The following is a 14437-nucleotide window of genomic DNA, read 5'->3' as shown; positions in this document are numbered from 1 at the left end:
TCGCGGAAGCGGTTAGAATCCCCGTTTCGCCAACCGCCGGGGCGGGGTCTTGGACAAGCAGCAATTCGATCAACTGAACGATGGTTCGCACACACGCATTCCCGTGTGGCGCACGGTGCTGGCCGACCTGGACACGCCGCTGTCGGTGTACCTGAAACTGGCCGACGGCCAGGATTCCTTCCTGTTCGAGTCGGTGGAGGGCGGTGAGACCTGGGGCCGCTATTCCATCATCGGCCTGCCGTGCCGGCGTCGCTACACCATCAACGGCCACCGGCTGGCCTGCTTCGACTACGGCCGCGAAGTCTCCGCCGAGGAGCTTGATGATCCGCTCACCGCCGTGGAGGCCATCCGCGCCGAGTACCGCGTGCCGGACCTGGACGAACTGCCGGTGTTCACCGGCGGCCTGGTGGGCTACTTCGGCTACGAGACCGTCGAACTGATCGAGCCGCGGCTGGCGAAAGGCGGCAAGCGCGACGAGATCGGCACCGATGACATCGTCCTGTTGCTGGCCGAGGAAGTGGCCGTGTTCGACGCGCTGGAAGGCCGGCTGTGGCTGATCGTCAACGCCGACCCCTCGGAAGACGGCGCCTTCGAGCGCGCCCAGCGGCGCCTGGACCAGCTGGAACACCGGCTGCGCTCCGGCAGCACCGGTTACGGCCTGGCGGTAGACGGCCAGGCCGTCGGCGAGCCGGATTTCCACTACGGTTTCGAGAAGGCCGATTTCCTTGACGCGGTGCGCCGCAGCCAGGAATACATCCTGGCCGGCGACATTTTCCAGGTGGTGCTGAGCCAACGCATGAGCGTGCCGTTCCGCGCCCGGCCCATCGACGTCTACCGCTCCTTGCGGGCCCTGAACCCGTCGCCGTACATGTATTTCATCGACCTGGGCGACACCCAGATCGTCGGCAGTTCACCGGAGGTGCTGGTGCGCGTGCAGGACCGCCGCATGACCGTGCGGCCCATCGCGGGCACCCGCCCGCGCGGCGCCACTGCGGCGGACGACCGCGCCCTGGCCGCCGAGCTGATGGAAGACCCGAAGGAACTGGCCGAGCACCTGATGCTGGTCGACCTGGGCCGCAACGACGTCGGCCGCGTCGCCGCCACCGGCACGGTGCAGGTGACCGAAAACATGGTCATCGAGCGCTACTCGCACGTCATGCACATCGTCTCGCAGGTCGAGGGCGACCTGGCCGATGACATGACCGCCATGGACGCCATCCGCGCCGCGTTTCCGGCCGGCACGCTCTCCGGTGCGCCGAAGATCCGCGCCATGGAAATCATCGCCGAGCTGGAGCCGGTGAAACGCAACATCTACGCCGGTGCCGTCGGCTACATCAGCTGGCACGACGACACCGACCTTGCCATCGCCATCCGCACCGCCGTCATCCGCGACGGCCAACTGCACGTGCAGGCCGGCGCCGGCATCGTCGCCGACTCCGACCCCGAGGCCGAGTGGCAGGAGTGCATGAACAAGGGCAGGGCGCTGATCACGGCGGTCGACCGCGCCTCGCGCGGGCTGTAACGCCCGGCGGCCCTGGTTCAGTCAGGGCGGGTTCGGGTCGAAGCTGAACGCGTCCGCCTCGGCCAGGAACGGCAACTCGCGGCGTACCCGCCGCACGTCCTCCAGCGATACCGTCGCGGTCTTCACGCCCTCGTCCTCCCAGGGCTCGATGACCGCATCGCCCATGGCGTCGTAGATCGCGCTGTGACCGTTGTAGCGCAGCCCCCGGTTGTCCTGGCCCACCCGGTTCACGGCGGCCACCACGCACTGGTTCTCGATGGCGCGGGCGCGCAATAACGCGTCCCAGGCCCCGATGCGGCTGTCCGGCCAGTTGGCGACGAACAGCAGCAAGTCGTAGTCGTCACGCACCCGGCACCAGGCCGGGAAGCGCAGGTCGTAGCAGACCATGGGGCAGACACGCCATTCGCCGATGGTGAAGACCACGCGCTCGCGCCCGGCCACGTAGCGCCGGTCCTCGCCCGAATACGAAAACAGGTGGCGCTTGTCGTAGACATCCACGCGCTCATCCGGGTGCACCAGCAGGAATCGGTTGCGGCGCTGGCCGTCGTCGTCCTCGATGACGACGCTGCCACCGATCACTCCGCCCGTGGATGATGCCAGCTCACGCATCCAGGCCACGGTGTCACCCGACATGGTCTCGCCCTGCACCGGCTCGCCCCCCTGGAAACCCGTGGTGAAGGTCTCAGGTAACAGGTACAGCCCGGACGGCTCGGCCGACAGGATGAGTTTCTGCAGGTACTCGCGGTTGGTGCCAGGGTCGCGCCACTCCAGGCGCGGCTGAACCAGGGTCAGGGTCAGGTCTTCGCTCATGTGCTCACCGCTTCACCATGTTGAAGCCCATGATGCGGCAATCTGCAACCGTGTGGAAAGTGAAGGTCGCCGTGACGCGCCATCTGCGCTACATTCCGTCCCATGATTCTCATGATCGACAATTACGACTCGTTCACCTTCAACCTGGTGCAATACCTGGGTGAGTTGGGGGCCGAGGTTGAGACGGTGCGCAACGACGCGATCACGCCCGATGGCATTCGCGCGAAGGCGCCGGATGGCATCGTCATTTCGCCCGGGCCGTGCACGCCGGATGATGCCGGCGTGTCGCTGGCGTTGATTCCGGAGGTGGCCGGCGAGATCCCCATTTTTGGTGTCTGCCTGGGCCACCAGTGCATCGGCCAGGCCTTTGGCGCCAACGTGATTCGCGCCGGCCGGGTGATGCATGGCAAGACCTCGCTGATCCACCACGACGACCGTGGCGTGTTCGCGGGGCTGCCGCAGCCGTTTGAGGCCACGCGCTACCACTCGCTGGTGCTGGAACGCGATAGCGTGCCGGACGACCTGGAAATCTCTGCCTGGACCATTCGCGAGGACGGCTCGCAAGGCGAGATCATGGGCGTGCGCCATCGCCAGCTGGACGTCGAGGGCGTGCAGTTCCACCCCGAGTCGATCCTGACCCGCAGCGGTCACGACCTGCTGCGCAATTTCCTGGTCCGTTGTGGCCAGTCGCAGGCGCGGCCCGAGCCCGTGACCGCCTGATGGGGGCATGCTGATGGATATTCGCGAAGCCCTGGCCGTGCTGGCCGCCGGCGACGACCTGGAGACCGAGCAGATGGCGGCCGTCATGCGCCAGGTGATGACCGGCGAATGCGACGAGGCGCAGATCGGTGCCTTCCTGATGGGCCTGCGCGCCAAGGGCGAGACCATCGACGAGATTGCCGGCGCCGTGGAGGTCATGCGCGAGCTGGCCACCGGCGTACCGCTGGACGACCCGCACGCGGTCGACATCGTCGGTACCGGCGGTGACGGCGCCAACCTGTTCAACGTGTCCACCGCGTCCGCGTTTGTCGCCGCCGCGGCGGGGGCAAGGGTGGCCAAGCACGGCAACCGCTCGGTGAGTTCGAAATCGGGCAGCGCCGACCTGCTGGAGGCCGCCGGCGTGCGCCTGGACCTGACTCCGGAACAGGTGCGGGAATGCGTCGACCAGGTCGGCGTCGGCTTCATGTTCGCGCCCATGCATCACTCGGCCATGCGCCACGCCATCGGCCCGCGCAAGTCGCTGGGCATGCGCACCGTGTTCAATATCCTGGGGCCGATGACCAATCCCGCCGGCGTCAGCCGCATGGTGATTGGCGTGTACAGCGCCTCGCTGTGCGCGCCCATGGCCGAGGTGCTTGGTAGGCTGGGGGCCGAGCACGCGCTGATTGTCAGCGCCGATGACGGCCTGGACGAGATCAGTATCGCCGCACCCACATCGGTGGCCGAATACCTGGATGGCGAGGTCGAGGAGTACGTCATCGACGCGCCGGATTTTGGCATTGAACGCCAGTCGCTGGACGGCTTGCAGGTGGAAGGCGCCGCCGACTCGCTGGCGTTGGTGCGCGCCGCGCTGTCCGGTGACCGCTCCGGCAACGCCGGCAAGGCCGCCGACGTGGTGGCGCTGAATGCCGGTGCCGCCATTCACGTGGCCGGGCTGGCCGATGATATCGAGGACGGCGTCAGCTGGGCGCTGGAGGTGATCGCCTCGGGTGAGCCGCTGCGCCGACTGGAGCAACTGGCCCGCCTGACCAGCGCGTTCCCGCCCGCCGCCTGAACCCACAAGGTTTGACGATGAGCCTGCCAACAATCCTGGAACGCATCCTTGTGACCAAGCGCGAGGAAATCGCGGCCGGCAAGGCCCGCACCAGCGCTTCCGAACTGAACGCGAAGGCCGCCGACCTGCCGCCGGCACGCGGCTTCGTCGCCGCGCTCGATGCCGCCGCCGCCCGCGGCCCGGCCATCATCGCCGAGGTCAAGAAGGCCTCACCCAGCGCGGGCGTGATCCGTGCCGACTTTCGCCCCGCGGACATCGCCGCCGCCTACGAACGTGGTGGCGCGGCCTGCCTGTCGGTGCTCACCGACGAGGACTACTTCCAGGGCCATGCCGATTACCTGGCCCAGGCCCGCGGGGCCTGCGCGCTGCCGGTGCTGCGCAAGGACTTCATCATCGACCCCTGGCAGGTGCCGGAGTCCCGCTGCATGGGCGCCGACTGCATCCTGCTGATCGTCGCCGCTCTGGATGACGAGCAGTTACACCAGCTGTTCGGCCTGGCCCGCGAACAGGGCATGGACGTGCTGGTTGAAGTCCACGACGAGGACGAGATGCGCCGAGCGCTGGCGCTGCCGGACGATGCCCTTCTGGGCGTGAACAACCGCGACCTGCACCGCTTCGTCACCTCGCTGGACACGACCACGCGCCTGCAGGCCATGCTGCCGCCCGGCCGTATGCTGGTGACCGAGAGCGGCATCCGCACCCGCAAGGATATCGCCGGCCTGCGGGCCGACGGCATCGACGCCTTCCTCGTGGGCGAGGCGTTCATGCGCGAGGATGACCCGGGGCAGGCGCTGCGGCAGTTGTTCTTTGACACCACGGAGGTTTCAGAATGAGCAGGATCGTCACACGGCTCGCGGCGCTGGCTGCGACCTGGGCACTGGCCGGGGCAGCCATGGCCGCGGATGATATCGACGCGGGGACCGGTTGGCACGACCCGGTGGCCAATGTCCTTGACGTCGACTTTGGCGACGGCTCAGGCTTCCACGCGCGCTGGTCGTATTTCCACTGTGAATGCGGTGACGTGCTGATCCGCTTCGAGCAGGGTGCGCCCGAGGGCGTCACGACCGGCGAAATGCTGTTGATTGACGGCCAGGTGCTGGCCGCGCGCGGTGACATCGCCCAGGTCGACGACCTGGAAACCGTGCTGCAGGCCCCGCTGCTGATGCTGCATCTGTCGTTTGGCCTGCTGGAGCGAGCCGTTCCGGAGGGGCCGTCGGCGATCGGCGAGCGGCGGCACCGGTTCAGCGCCAGCGACAACCTGAATGCGTACCGGCTCGAGTCCGGCCGCTACAGCGGTACGTTTGATGCGCCCTGGAAGGCCAGCGGCCAGGCCTGGTCTGGCGCCGAGAGCCGTCGCCGGTTCGAGATGGATTTCACCTTCACCCTGCGTGACGACCAGGGCGGCGAAGATGAGAGCACGATCACGTTTTCGGGTGGCCAGGACTACCGGCCGGGCGCTTTTCCCATGCAGGAAGAAAGTTCGTTAGAAGGCTGGAAGGTGCAATGGATATCCAGGAACGAGACCGTGGCCCACGCCGCTGAAAGCGGCCTGACCCTGGGCGCACTGCGCGAACAGACCGGTCAGACCCGGTAAGCGATCCTTTTCATTACTCCCGAAGCCAGTCGCATGGCGCTGCGCACCGGGCCAGGCAGGTCACGGGCGCCGGCCGCCGCGGCGGTCTCGGCGTGCTGCGCCTCATCGATCTTCATCTGCGCCAGGATGGCGTGACTGCGCCGGTCCTCGGCCGGTAACTGCGCCAGGTGATCGGCCAGGTGGGCCTCGACCTGGCGCTCGGTCTCCTTCAGGAAACCCAGGCTCCAGGCGTCGCCGGCCAGCCCGGCGGTCGCGCCGATGGCGAACGAGCCCGCGTACCACAACGGGTTGAGCGCGCTGGTATGGCTGTCGAGTTCGTCCAGCCGCTCCGCGCACCAGGACAGGTGATCGATTTCCTCGCTGGCCGCGTGCGCCATTTCGTCACGGACCGCCGGGTCGCGTGCGGTCACGGCCTGGCCGGCATACAGCGCCTGGGCGCAGATCTCGCCGGTGTGGTTGATACGCATCAGCCCGGCCACGTGCTGGCGCTGGTCTTCCTCGAACGTGGTGTCCGGGGTTTCGGCCGCAGGGTTGGGGCGGCTCGCCGCGGGCGCGACGCCGGCAGAGAGCCGCAGGGCGTCATCAAGAAAGCACAGGGCGCGATCGATGGGAGTGAGATGCCTTTCCATTGGCATAGTATATTGGCATTCCGGCTGACCGACCCCACATCAGGCCCATGAGTTATTACCAGCGACACATTTTCTTCTGCGTCAACGACCGTGGGCCGAACGCCGACCGCCCCTGCTGCGGCAAGTGCGGCACCGAGGCCCTGCGTGCGCACGCCAAGCAGCGCATCAAGGCGCTCGACCTGGCCGGCGAGGGCAAGGTACGGGTCAACTCATCAGGCTGCCTGGACCGCTGCGAGGAAGGCCCGGTCTGCGTGGTCTATCCCGACGGCATCTGGTACACCTTCGTCGACGAATTCGATATCGACGAGATCGTCGAATCACACCTGGTCGACGGTGTTCCGGTCGAGCGGCTGCGAATTTAGCGATCGTCCGGACGCGGAATGTAAAAAATAGCGCCCCCAGCGCTTGAAACCGGGGCCGGTTCTCAGTAGAATTCCCGCCCTTCACCCCGCCGTGGGTGTTTTTGCATGGTCGAGTGACGTGTGATTCGCTCGCGGTACGAACTCCAACAGGGTTCCAGGATTACGGATATGAAAACTTTTTCTGCGAAGCCGCAGGACGTCAGGCGCGATTGGCACCTGGTGGATGCGACCGACAAGACGCTGGGCCGGCTGGCCACTGAACTGGCACGCCGCCTGCGCGGCAAGCACAAGCCGGAATACACCCCGCACGTGGACACGGGCGACTGCATCGTCGTGATCAACGCCGACAAGATCCGCGTCACCGGCAACAAGCTGCAGGCCAAGATGTACCACCACCACACCGGTTACATCGGCAACCTGAAGTCAATCCCGCTGCACAAGCAGCTGGACGAGCACCCCGAGCGCGTGATCCAGAGCGCGGTCAAGGGCATGCTGCCGAAGAACCCGCTGGGTCGTGCCATGTTCAAGAAACTGCACGTCTACGCCGGCCCCGAACACCCGCACGCCGCCCAGCAGCCTGTTGCGCTGGACATCTGAGCGCGGGCGAGACAAGGAACTGAATGATGGCAACTGAACAGTACTACGGCACCGGCCGACGCAAGTCTTCCGCCGCCCGTGTTTACGTCACCAAGGGCACCGGCCAGATCCTGGTCAACGATCGTCCCCTGGATGAATTTTTCGGCCGTGAAACGGCCCGCATGGTCGTGCGCCAGCCGCTCGAAAAGCTGGAACTGAACGACCAGTTCGACATCAACGCCAAGGTATCCGGCGGCGGCACCACCGGCCAGGCCGGCGCCATCCGCCTGGGCCTGTCCCGCGCGCTGCTGGAATACGACGAAGAGCTGCGCAAGCCGCTCCGCGCCGTCGGCCTGCTGACCCGCGACGCCCGCGAAGTCGAGCGTAAGAAAGTCGGCCTGCACAAGGCCCGCAAGGCGACCCAGTACAGCAAGCGCTGATACGCCTCGCCGCGATCCGGATTTGGGGGATCGTCTAGTGGTAGGACTGCGGACTCTGACTCCGCCAGCGGGGGTTCGAATCCCTCTCCCCCAGCCAAGCACAAAAAAGCCCGCCTCGCGCGGGCTTTTTTGTGCTTTGTTGCGGGAGAGGCCGATGCAGAACACCTGTGGGCCAACGGCCCACGGGGTTCGACAAATCGGCAGGACTGCCGATTTGGACGGACGGCGAAGCCGGCCGCCCGCAGGGCGAGCGCCAGGATGGCGCGAGTCAATCCCTCTCCCCCAGCCAATTACGCAAAGCCCGCCAAGTGCGGGCTTTGTGTTTTCTGGTGGCTGGCTGCCCCTGATAGATCTTAATTTGTGTCATTGGCGTAATCAGCGCAATTAGCGCCCGGCTCCGCCGGGCGCCCGCAGGGCGAGCGCCAGGATGGCGCGAGTCAATCCCTCTCCCGCCCAGCGCGAACGTCTTTAACGCGGCGGATCAACCCGCTCACCCATCGACCCGTTCAACCGGAACCACCCCGCCACGCTAAATCGATCCCGTGCCGCCGGCAGCACCTCGTGCGGCATCTCCTCCGAAAGAAACAGCACGACGGTGCGATAGGCCGGTGGCACGTGAATGGCGCCGAGGTCGGTGTGCAGCACCAGTTCGCCGCCGTCGCCCGCCTGCCAGTCCGGGTTCAGGTAGGTCACCAGTGAGACCACGCGGCTGGCCTCGCCGCGGAAGGCATCCAGGTGGGTGCGGTAGAAGTCACCGGGCCGGTAGTGGGCCAGCTGGCTTTCGAATGAAAACAGGCCCAGGAACAGGCGTCGGTTCAGGTGCACGCGCAGTGCTTCGGTCCATTCGCGCCAGGGCGCGAGCGCGGGTGCGTGCTCGTCCAGCCAGTGGATGGCGTCGCGGCGGACGAAACGGTTGCGTTGCTGGTCGTCGCCGCGGCCGACCGTGGCGGCGTGGAATTCGCCGCCGTCGACCTGCTCCAGGTAGGTCATCAGCGTGCCGGCGATTTCGGAGGGCAGGCCGTCGGGACACACCACGTAACCCTGGCGTTCTAGCGCGGTGGCCAGAACCTCGTGGCCATCGCACTGAGCGATGACGGAAGACGGAAGGATTTGCAATGTCGGGCATTCCCAGGGCGGTGAGGGAATGTACACCACGCCACGTGACGCGCCAAGCCTTGCGTCACGCGGTGTTCATGAAAGGGTGGTATTTACTGTCAGGCATTTGCGGTACTATCCATTTTCGCCCATTTGTTGAACGAGCGACGAACGACCTGATGACTGGCACTTCAAACGGTTCCCGCCCACGCAAACTTTTCGGCAACGCCATGATGGCGGCCGGCGTAGTGTTGCTGGCCAGCTTCGGCCTGGCCAAGGGCTGGAGTTCGACCCAGAGCCAGGCCGGCGTGGATGCCTTCGAGGCCAACCGGGCGGCCATGCAGGCCGGCCTGCAGTCTTCGCCGCCGCCGCGGCCCAGCCATGATTTCGAGCCGGATACGGCCAACGCCGTGGCCGCGATCGACGCTGACGCGGCCATCCAGGCCGCGCGCGAGTCAGCCAACGCGGCCTGGTATTCGGACCCGGATTTCAGCCTGTGGTCGGAAAAGCGGGTCAAGGACTTCGAAGATAGCCTGAAGGTCGAGAGTGATGCGCCGCACGCGGTCCTGAACATCGACCACCTGAACATCCGCGTGCCGGTCTATAACGGCGCCGACGAGTTCAACCTCAACCGCGGCGTGGCGCGCATTATCGGCACGGGACGTATCGGTGAGACCGGCAACCTCGGCATTGCCGGGCATCGTGACGGCTTCTTCCGACCGTTGAAAGACATCAAGGTGGGGGATACCTTTGAGCTTGAGACCTACTATGGCACCGAGACTTACGCGGTTTCATCCATTGATATCGTCGATCCTGCGGATCTGCATGTTCTGGCGCCCACCGACGCGCCTACCGTTACGCTGGTAACCTGCTATCCTTTTTACCATGTCGGTCATGCACCAAAACGCTTCATCGTGAAAGGTGAGGTAGTCAACCATCAGGTCAATTCATAGAGGAGGAGAGTATGAAGAAGATGACCCTGAAGCTAGGCCTGGTCGCACTGATGTGCACCGGGTATTCCGTGACTGTCCAGGCGCAGGTAGCGTGTGAGGACGGCATGTTCGTGGATTCTGTCTACGAGCGCTGGCCGCATGCTGACGATGCCTGCCTGGAAATCGTGACCCGCGACGATGGCAACGAGTACGCCAAGTTCGAGGCCGAAGTCGTATCCCAGAGCCCCAGTGGCACCTACGTACGTTACACGCTGAAAGATGGTTCCAAGACACCGAGCCGCAAGGTCCATCCGCCGGAGGGCTTCATGGCCCACATCGGTGGTAAGGACATGGCATTCGAAGACATGAACCCGCGCCAGAAGGTGAATATCTACCTGCCGAAGCGCTCATTCCCGGATCCGGAACCGGAAGTGGCCGAAGCCGCACCGACCCCGCCGCCTCCGCCTCCGCCGCCGGCACCTGAGCCGGAGCCGGAGCCGGTCATGCCGACCACGGCTGGCAACACCGGCTGGTTGGCGATCCTCGGCACGATGTTCCTGCTGTTGGGTGGCGCACTGCGTTTCACGCGCCAGTAAGCATCACCGAAACCATCGTTTGACTTGATAAGCAGGGGCGCCTTCGGGCGCCCCTTGTTTATTGTGGTGCTGCGGCCGCGGTCTCACCCTCGCCCTGGCTGACCAGGTCTTCCAGGGTGTGGACGCTAAGCGAATCAACAAAGGCCTGGATGGCCTGGACCAGAACGCTTCGCAGGCGGGACTGAACGGCGTCGATTTCTGCCTTGGTCTCGTTCATGCAATCAAGCAGTGTCATGCTGCCTTCGGCATCCATGATCACGTCGGCCAGGTTGATGTCCGACGGTGTGACCCGCAGACGAATCCCGCCGCCGGGACCGCGCTGCGAGCGCAGGTAACCCTGGGTGCCCAGGAAACTGGCCACCTTCATCAGGTGATTGCGCGAAATGTCGTAGTCTTCGGAGATCTGCCGAATGGTGACCCATTCGTCGGGGTGTTCCGCAAGATAGACCAGTGCCTTGATCGAATAATCGGTAAAACGTGTTAACTGCATGGCGGTGCGCATGCCTCCGGGTCGTTTTCGTTTCCCCCCCGGATAAGCGCTGATTATAGTGTCATGCGCCCATTCATGCCATGAAAATGAGCGATTTGGCGTGGCACCACCCGGCCGCCGTGGCCAGGTGGCGCCTGCAAGATCAGAGGCCCGAGTAGTACGCCGCCAGGTTGGCGATATCCTCGTCGCTCAGGCCGGCGGCCATGGGCGTCATCAACGGATCCTTGCGGTCGCCGTCGCGGAAGGCCTTCATCTGTTTGACCAGGTACTGGTCCTTCTGGCCGGCCAGGTTCGGCCAAAGCGGGTTGGGGCTGATGCCGTCGGCACCGTGACAGGCGACGCAGGTCGCGGATTTCGCCTTACCGGCTTCGGGGTCGGCGGCCAGGGCCGTGCCGGCAGAGGCAATGGCCATGATGGCCAGGGTGATGCAGGTGCGCTTCATTATGTTCCTCGCAGTCTTTACCAGATTGTCTTTGGGAAAGACTGGAATATTAGCGGATTCATTCCGGCGTTGCGCTGGAATTTACCGCACGGGCGCGCTCCGTGTGCTCAGGCTTCGGGCTGGGGCTCAAGATCCGTGCTGGCGGGCGACTGGGCCGCGATTCGTGGCGCATCCACTTCCGGCTTGATCTCGCTGGCCTGCAGGGCGCTATCGTGCTTGGGAACGATGAAGTTCGCCGTCATTTCCTTGATGGCGTCTGAATCCGGGTTTGGCGCGCTGGCGAGAAAGATGGCCAGTGCCAGTAACAGGGTGGGCTTCAGGTCGTTTGCGACGTCCATGTTGTTTCTCCTGGTTGCTGGAGGGAGCGGCTCCCGGTTATCCGTGACGGGAGAATTTCGCTCTATACTAAATATAACGTAAATTAGCCAAAAAAGTCTAATTCGTTTCGTCGCATTCAGGAAATCCGCTCTACGCCGCCACTTCCCGCGCACAGCACCACGTTGGCCGGGCGTATCGCGAACAGGCCGTTGCAGACCACGCCGGGAATGTCGTTGATGGTGCGCTCCATGCGCACCGGGTCGACCAGGTCCAGGTTGTGCACGTCCAGCACCAGGTTGCCGTTGTCGGTCACCAGCCCCTCCCGCCATATCGGCTGCCCGCCGAGGGCGACCAGCTTGCGGGCCACCAGGCTGCGCGCCATCGGGATCACCTCCACCGGCAGCGGGAAGGCACCCAGCACACCGACGCGCTTGCTTTCATCGACCATGCAGACAAACGTACGCGCGGCCTCGGCGACGATCTTCTCGCGGGTCAGGGCGCCGCCGCCACCCTTGATCAACCGGCGGTGCGGGTCGAACTCGTCGGCGCCGTCGATGTACACATCGATATCGCCGGCATAGTTCAGGTCGACGATATCAATGCCGATGCCACGCAGGCGCTGGGTCGTGGTCTCGGAACTGGAGATGGCGCCGTCAACCGGGATGCGCGACTCTTCCAGCGCAGTGATAAAGGCGTCCACGGTGCTGCCGGTGCCGACGCCGATCACGCTGCCGGGTTCGACCCATTCCAGTGCCGCGCGAGCGGCTTCCTGTTTCTGCCGTAGCTGGCTCATTCGTGTATCCGGGGTATCTGAAGGGTAAGGGACATTGTTACCGCTCAGGGTTGGCAGGTAAACCACCCGGCCTCGCAGACAACGTGATCCATGGGGATGTCCCAATCGTCCACCTGCAGCGTTTCTGCCCGTTGGCATTCATAGGCGACGCCGACGGTGGCTGGCCGGCGGCTATCGTCACGGGCCGCCAGGAAACGGTCGTAATAGCCCGCGCCCATGCCCAGTCGCTGGCCGGACCGGGTCCATGCCACCAGGGGAACGAGGATGATGTCGATGCTGCCGGGCGCGAACCATTCGCCCGAGCCCGGCTCGTCGATGCCCAGCGTATTGGGGCCGAGCGCGTTACCGGCCTGCCAGTGCCGGAAGCGCATGAGCCCGCGTTGTTCGGTACTGATGACGGGCAGCGCGATGCGGGTGCCGGCAGCAGCCAGTGAAATCAGCCAGGGGGCCAGATCGGGCTCGCCATCGAAGGCGGAATACGCGGCAATGGTCTGGGCGGACTGCACCAGCGGATGCCGCGAGAGGTGTTCGCGGATGGCCTGGTCGTGCCGGGCCCGCGTCTGCGCGTCCAGGGTGCGCCTGGCCTGGCGGTAATGGCGGCGCGCGGTGGTTTTATCCATCACTGGGGCTGCGGTGTCATGATGCTGGGTCGCCACGGTGGCGTGGCGACGGGAAGGTAAAAAACCCTCCACGGATGCCGCTGTGGAGCCATTGACCTTGAACCAGTGGGTTCAGGTGGGTGGGCTTGCTGGGTCCCAGGCTTTTCGCACCATGGCGAACATGCACACCGACTACCAACGACGCCGACCCGAGGTCAAAAACTAGGGACAAGGCATTATATGGGCCCACTGGCAAACACCGCAGAGGGCAGGTTCATTTTAGTCGATTGGGTCGCCCAGCGCACCTTCCAGCTCATCGGCAAGCATGCGGATGCGGCGATCGACCTGTTCCTCGCGGGCCACGCCCACCTTGCGCAACTCGATCAGTTCGTTGGACATGTTCAGCGCAGTCATGACGGCGATGCGTTCCAGCGCCATCAGGTTGCCGGTGGCCTTGATCTCGCGCATGCGGCCGTCCAGGAGCTCGGCGGCTTCTTTCAGCGCGGCGCGTTCTTCGGGCAGGCAGGCAAACTGGTATTCCCGGTCCAGTATGGTGACCGAGATGGGTTCTTTTTCAGTGGACATCGGGGACGGGCGCCCTGTTACATCTGTTCCAGCGCCTTCAGGCGATGGATCATGGCTTCGACCTTGGTGCGTGCTTCGTCATTCTTTGCCACCAGCGCCGCGCGCTCGGAAACCAGCGATTCCTGCCGGGTCTGCAGGGACTCGTTTTCCTCGCGCAGGCGTTTGACCTGGTCCAGGAGCTGGCGCAACTTGGCCTCGAGGCGCTGCAGGTCCCGGGTGGACTGTTCTAATGACTCCATGGGGCCACTATAATTTGCGTCATCAAAACGGTCAATCAGAGTCAATCCATGTCAACCATAGCGCTGCCCGATTTCGACCATACCCTGGCATTGAGCCATGGCAATCTCGACGCCGCCGGGCTGTCCGAGTGCCATGGCGTGGCCTGCGGCCTGCTGGTGCGCCAGCCGTCCAGCGGCGCCGATGCTTTCCTGGGGCTGCTGGACATGCTGCAGATCACCGACCAGCCGGGTGTCGCCCTGCGTGAAGCCCTGGCGGACCTGTTCACCGCCGCGGCCTCGCAACTGGCCGACGACGACATGGGTTTCGTAATCTGGCTGCCGGATGACGAGGAGAGCCTGGAGGACCGGACCGAGGCGATCGCGCAGTGGTGCAACGGCTTCCTGGCTTCGATCGGCGCCGGCGATGACGGCTGCCTGGAGACACTCTCCGACGATGCCGGCGAAGCGTTGGCCGACTTGAAGGAGATCGCGCTGGCCGAGGTCGCGGTCGAGTACGAGGACGAATCCGGCCAGGCGCCGGTGGACGATGACGAGCAGGCCTTCGCCGAGATCGTCGAGTACATTCGCGTGTCCGTGCTGATCCTGCGCGAGGACCTGCGCGGGCCGGTCGACGGCGACAGCATTCACTGATACGGGCGAGC

At 65.0% G+C, this 14437-nt stretch carries 21 protein-coding genes, 1 tRNA gene and 1 other RNA gene; 12 read left to right on the top strand and 11 right to left on the bottom strand.

The genetic code is table 11. The annotated features are described in order from the left end of the window. Nucleotides 1–49 precede the first annotated feature (49 nt). Nucleotides 50–1522: an anthranilate synthase component I gene (gene trpE, locus F3N42_RS10665; RefSeq protein ID WP_150864461.1), complete on the top strand. Its 1473-nt coding sequence runs from the start codon at nt 50–52 to the stop codon at nt 1520–1522. Between the two features lie 21 nt (nt 1523–1543). On the opposite strand, the gene F3N42_RS10660 is transcribed toward trpE, so the two are convergent. After that, nucleotides 1544–2332: a nitrilase-related carbon-nitrogen hydrolase gene (locus tag F3N42_RS10660; protein ID WP_150864460.1), complete on the bottom strand. Its 789-nt coding sequence runs from the start codon at nt 2330–2332 to the stop codon at nt 1544–1546. Nucleotides 2333–2434: 102 nt separating this feature from the next. On the opposite strand from F3N42_RS10660, the gene F3N42_RS10655 reads away from it, so the two are divergent. From F3N42_RS10655 to F3N42_RS10640, 4 genes are read left to right on the top strand one after another with little or no spacing between them, the layout of a single operon-like run. Further along, on the top strand, nt 2435–3052 hold the full coding sequence (locus F3N42_RS10655) for an anthranilate synthase component II (RefSeq protein WP_150864459.1): 618 nt from the start codon (nt 2435–2437) through the stop codon (nt 3050–3052). Nucleotides 3053–3065: 13 nt separating this feature from the next. Beyond that, nucleotides 3066–4106, top strand: coding sequence for an anthranilate phosphoribosyltransferase (trpD, locus tag F3N42_RS10650; protein WP_150864458.1), 1041 nt, complete (start codon nt 3066–3068; stop codon nt 4104–4106). Between the two features lie 17 nt (nt 4107–4123). Continuing rightward, entirely contained in the window at nt 4124–4939 is an 816-nt protein-coding gene (gene trpC / locus F3N42_RS10645) for an indole-3-glycerol phosphate synthase TrpC (protein WP_150864457.1), read from the top strand. Then, a complete protein-coding gene (locus F3N42_RS10640; RefSeq protein ID WP_150864456.1) occupies nt 4936–5700 on the top strand; it encodes a hypothetical protein in 765 nt (254 codons plus the stop codon). Before trpC ends, F3N42_RS10640 begins: the two co-directional genes overlap by 4 nt. On the opposite strand, the gene coq7 is transcribed toward F3N42_RS10640, so the two are convergent. After that, nucleotides 5688–6329, bottom strand: a complete 642-nt coding sequence (gene coq7, locus F3N42_RS10635; protein WP_224784855.1) for a 2-polyprenyl-3-methyl-6-methoxy-1,4-benzoquinone monooxygenase — start codon at nt 6327–6329, stop codon at nt 5688–5690. The genes F3N42_RS10640 and coq7 overlap by 13 nt on opposite strands. Before the next feature lie 47 nt (nt 6330–6376). Between coq7 and F3N42_RS10630 the strand changes: the two genes are divergently transcribed. From F3N42_RS10630 to F3N42_RS10615, 4 genes are all read left to right on the top strand, one after another. After that, nucleotides 6377–6691 carry a (2Fe-2S) ferredoxin domain-containing protein gene (locus F3N42_RS10630; protein WP_150864454.1) on the top strand — a complete coding sequence of 105 codons (315 nt, stop codon included), beginning with the start codon at nt 6377–6379 and terminating at the stop codon, nt 6689–6691. A 168-nt stretch (nt 6692–6859) separates the two neighbouring features. Further along, the gene (gene rplM / locus F3N42_RS10625; RefSeq protein WP_150864453.1) at nt 6860–7288 is read left to right on the top strand and encodes a 50S ribosomal protein L13; all 429 of its coding nucleotides are present in this window, start codon (nt 6860–6862) and stop codon (nt 7286–7288) included. A gap of 26 nt (nt 7289–7314) precedes the next feature. After that, nucleotides 7315–7707 (top strand): 30S ribosomal protein S9, encoded by a 393-nt coding sequence (gene rpsI, locus F3N42_RS10620; protein WP_150864452.1) that lies wholly within the window; start codon nt 7315–7317, stop codon nt 7705–7707. A gap of 23 nt (nt 7708–7730) precedes the next feature. Next, nucleotides 7731–7804 (top strand) — tRNA-Gln (locus F3N42_RS10615). A 371-nt stretch (nt 7805–8175) separates the two neighbouring features. Here F3N42_RS10615 and F3N42_RS10610 read toward each other — a convergent pair. Further along, entirely contained in the window at nt 8176–8823 is a 648-nt protein-coding gene (locus tag F3N42_RS10610; protein ID WP_224784854.1) for a 2OG-Fe(II) oxygenase, read from the bottom strand. Here F3N42_RS10610 and F3N42_RS10605 point away from each other — a divergent pair. Continuing rightward, a complete protein-coding gene (locus F3N42_RS10605; protein WP_150864451.1) occupies nt 8823–9755 on the top strand; it encodes a class D sortase in 933 nt (310 codons plus the stop codon). The genes F3N42_RS10610 and F3N42_RS10605 overlap by 1 nt on opposite strands. A 20-nt stretch (nt 9756–9775) precedes the next feature. Continuing rightward, nucleotides 9776–10330, top strand: a complete 555-nt coding sequence (locus F3N42_RS15625) for a hypothetical protein (protein ID WP_191621359.1) — start codon at nt 9776–9778, stop codon at nt 10328–10330. Nucleotides 10331–10388: 58 nt separating this feature from the next. Here the strand turns inward: F3N42_RS15625 and F3N42_RS10595 are convergent, their stop codons facing one another. From F3N42_RS10595 to F3N42_RS10560, 8 genes are all read right to left on the bottom strand, one after another. After that, nucleotides 10389–10832 (bottom strand): RrF2 family transcriptional regulator, encoded by a 444-nt coding sequence (locus F3N42_RS10595; protein ID WP_150864449.1) that lies wholly within the window; start codon nt 10830–10832, stop codon nt 10389–10391. 130 nt (nt 10833–10962) lie between these two features. Beyond that, nucleotides 10963–11262: a c-type cytochrome gene (locus F3N42_RS10590; RefSeq protein ID WP_150864448.1), complete on the bottom strand. Its 300-nt coding sequence runs from the start codon at nt 11260–11262 to the stop codon at nt 10963–10965. A gap of 107 nt (nt 11263–11369) precedes the next feature. Then, nucleotides 11370–11600: a hypothetical protein gene (locus tag F3N42_RS10585; RefSeq protein WP_150864447.1), complete on the bottom strand. Its 231-nt coding sequence runs from the start codon at nt 11598–11600 to the stop codon at nt 11370–11372. A 116-nt stretch (nt 11601–11716) separates the two neighbouring features. Next, nucleotides 11717–12373, bottom strand: a complete 657-nt coding sequence (gene rpiA, locus F3N42_RS10580; protein ID WP_150864446.1) for a ribose-5-phosphate isomerase RpiA — start codon at nt 12371–12373, stop codon at nt 11717–11719. A 44-nt stretch (nt 12374–12417) separates the two neighbouring features. After that, a complete protein-coding gene (locus F3N42_RS10575) occupies nt 12418–12993 on the bottom strand; it encodes a 5-formyltetrahydrofolate cyclo-ligase (protein WP_150864445.1) in 576 nt (191 codons plus the stop codon). A 61-nt stretch (nt 12994–13054) separates the two neighbouring features. Next, nucleotides 13055–13243, bottom strand: a non-coding RNA gene (gene ssrS, locus F3N42_RS10570) — 6S RNA. Nucleotides 13244–13251: 8 nt separating this feature from the next. Next, complete coding sequence (locus F3N42_RS10565; protein ID WP_150864444.1) at nt 13252–13557, bottom strand: cell division protein ZapA; 306 nt, start codon at nt 13555–13557, stop codon at nt 13252–13254. Between the two features lie 17 nt (nt 13558–13574). Continuing rightward, on the bottom strand, nt 13575–13796 hold the full coding sequence (locus F3N42_RS10560; protein ID WP_150864443.1) for a TIGR02449 family protein: 222 nt from the start codon (nt 13794–13796) through the stop codon (nt 13575–13577). Between the two features lie 48 nt (nt 13797–13844). Between F3N42_RS10560 and F3N42_RS10555 the strand changes: the two genes are divergently transcribed. Continuing rightward, on the top strand, nt 13845–14426 hold the full coding sequence (locus F3N42_RS10555) for a UPF0149 family protein (RefSeq protein WP_150864442.1): 582 nt from the start codon (nt 13845–13847) through the stop codon (nt 14424–14426). Nucleotides 14427–14437 lie beyond the last annotated feature (11 nt).

The sequence above is a fragment of the Marinihelvus fidelis genome, assembly GCF_008725655.1.
Taxonomy (GTDB): domain Bacteria; phylum Pseudomonadota; class Gammaproteobacteria; order Xanthomonadales; family SZUA-36; genus Marinihelvus; species Marinihelvus fidelis.
Note: the sequence above shows the minus strand (reverse complement) of the source record. Positions and strands in the feature narration are given on the sequence as shown.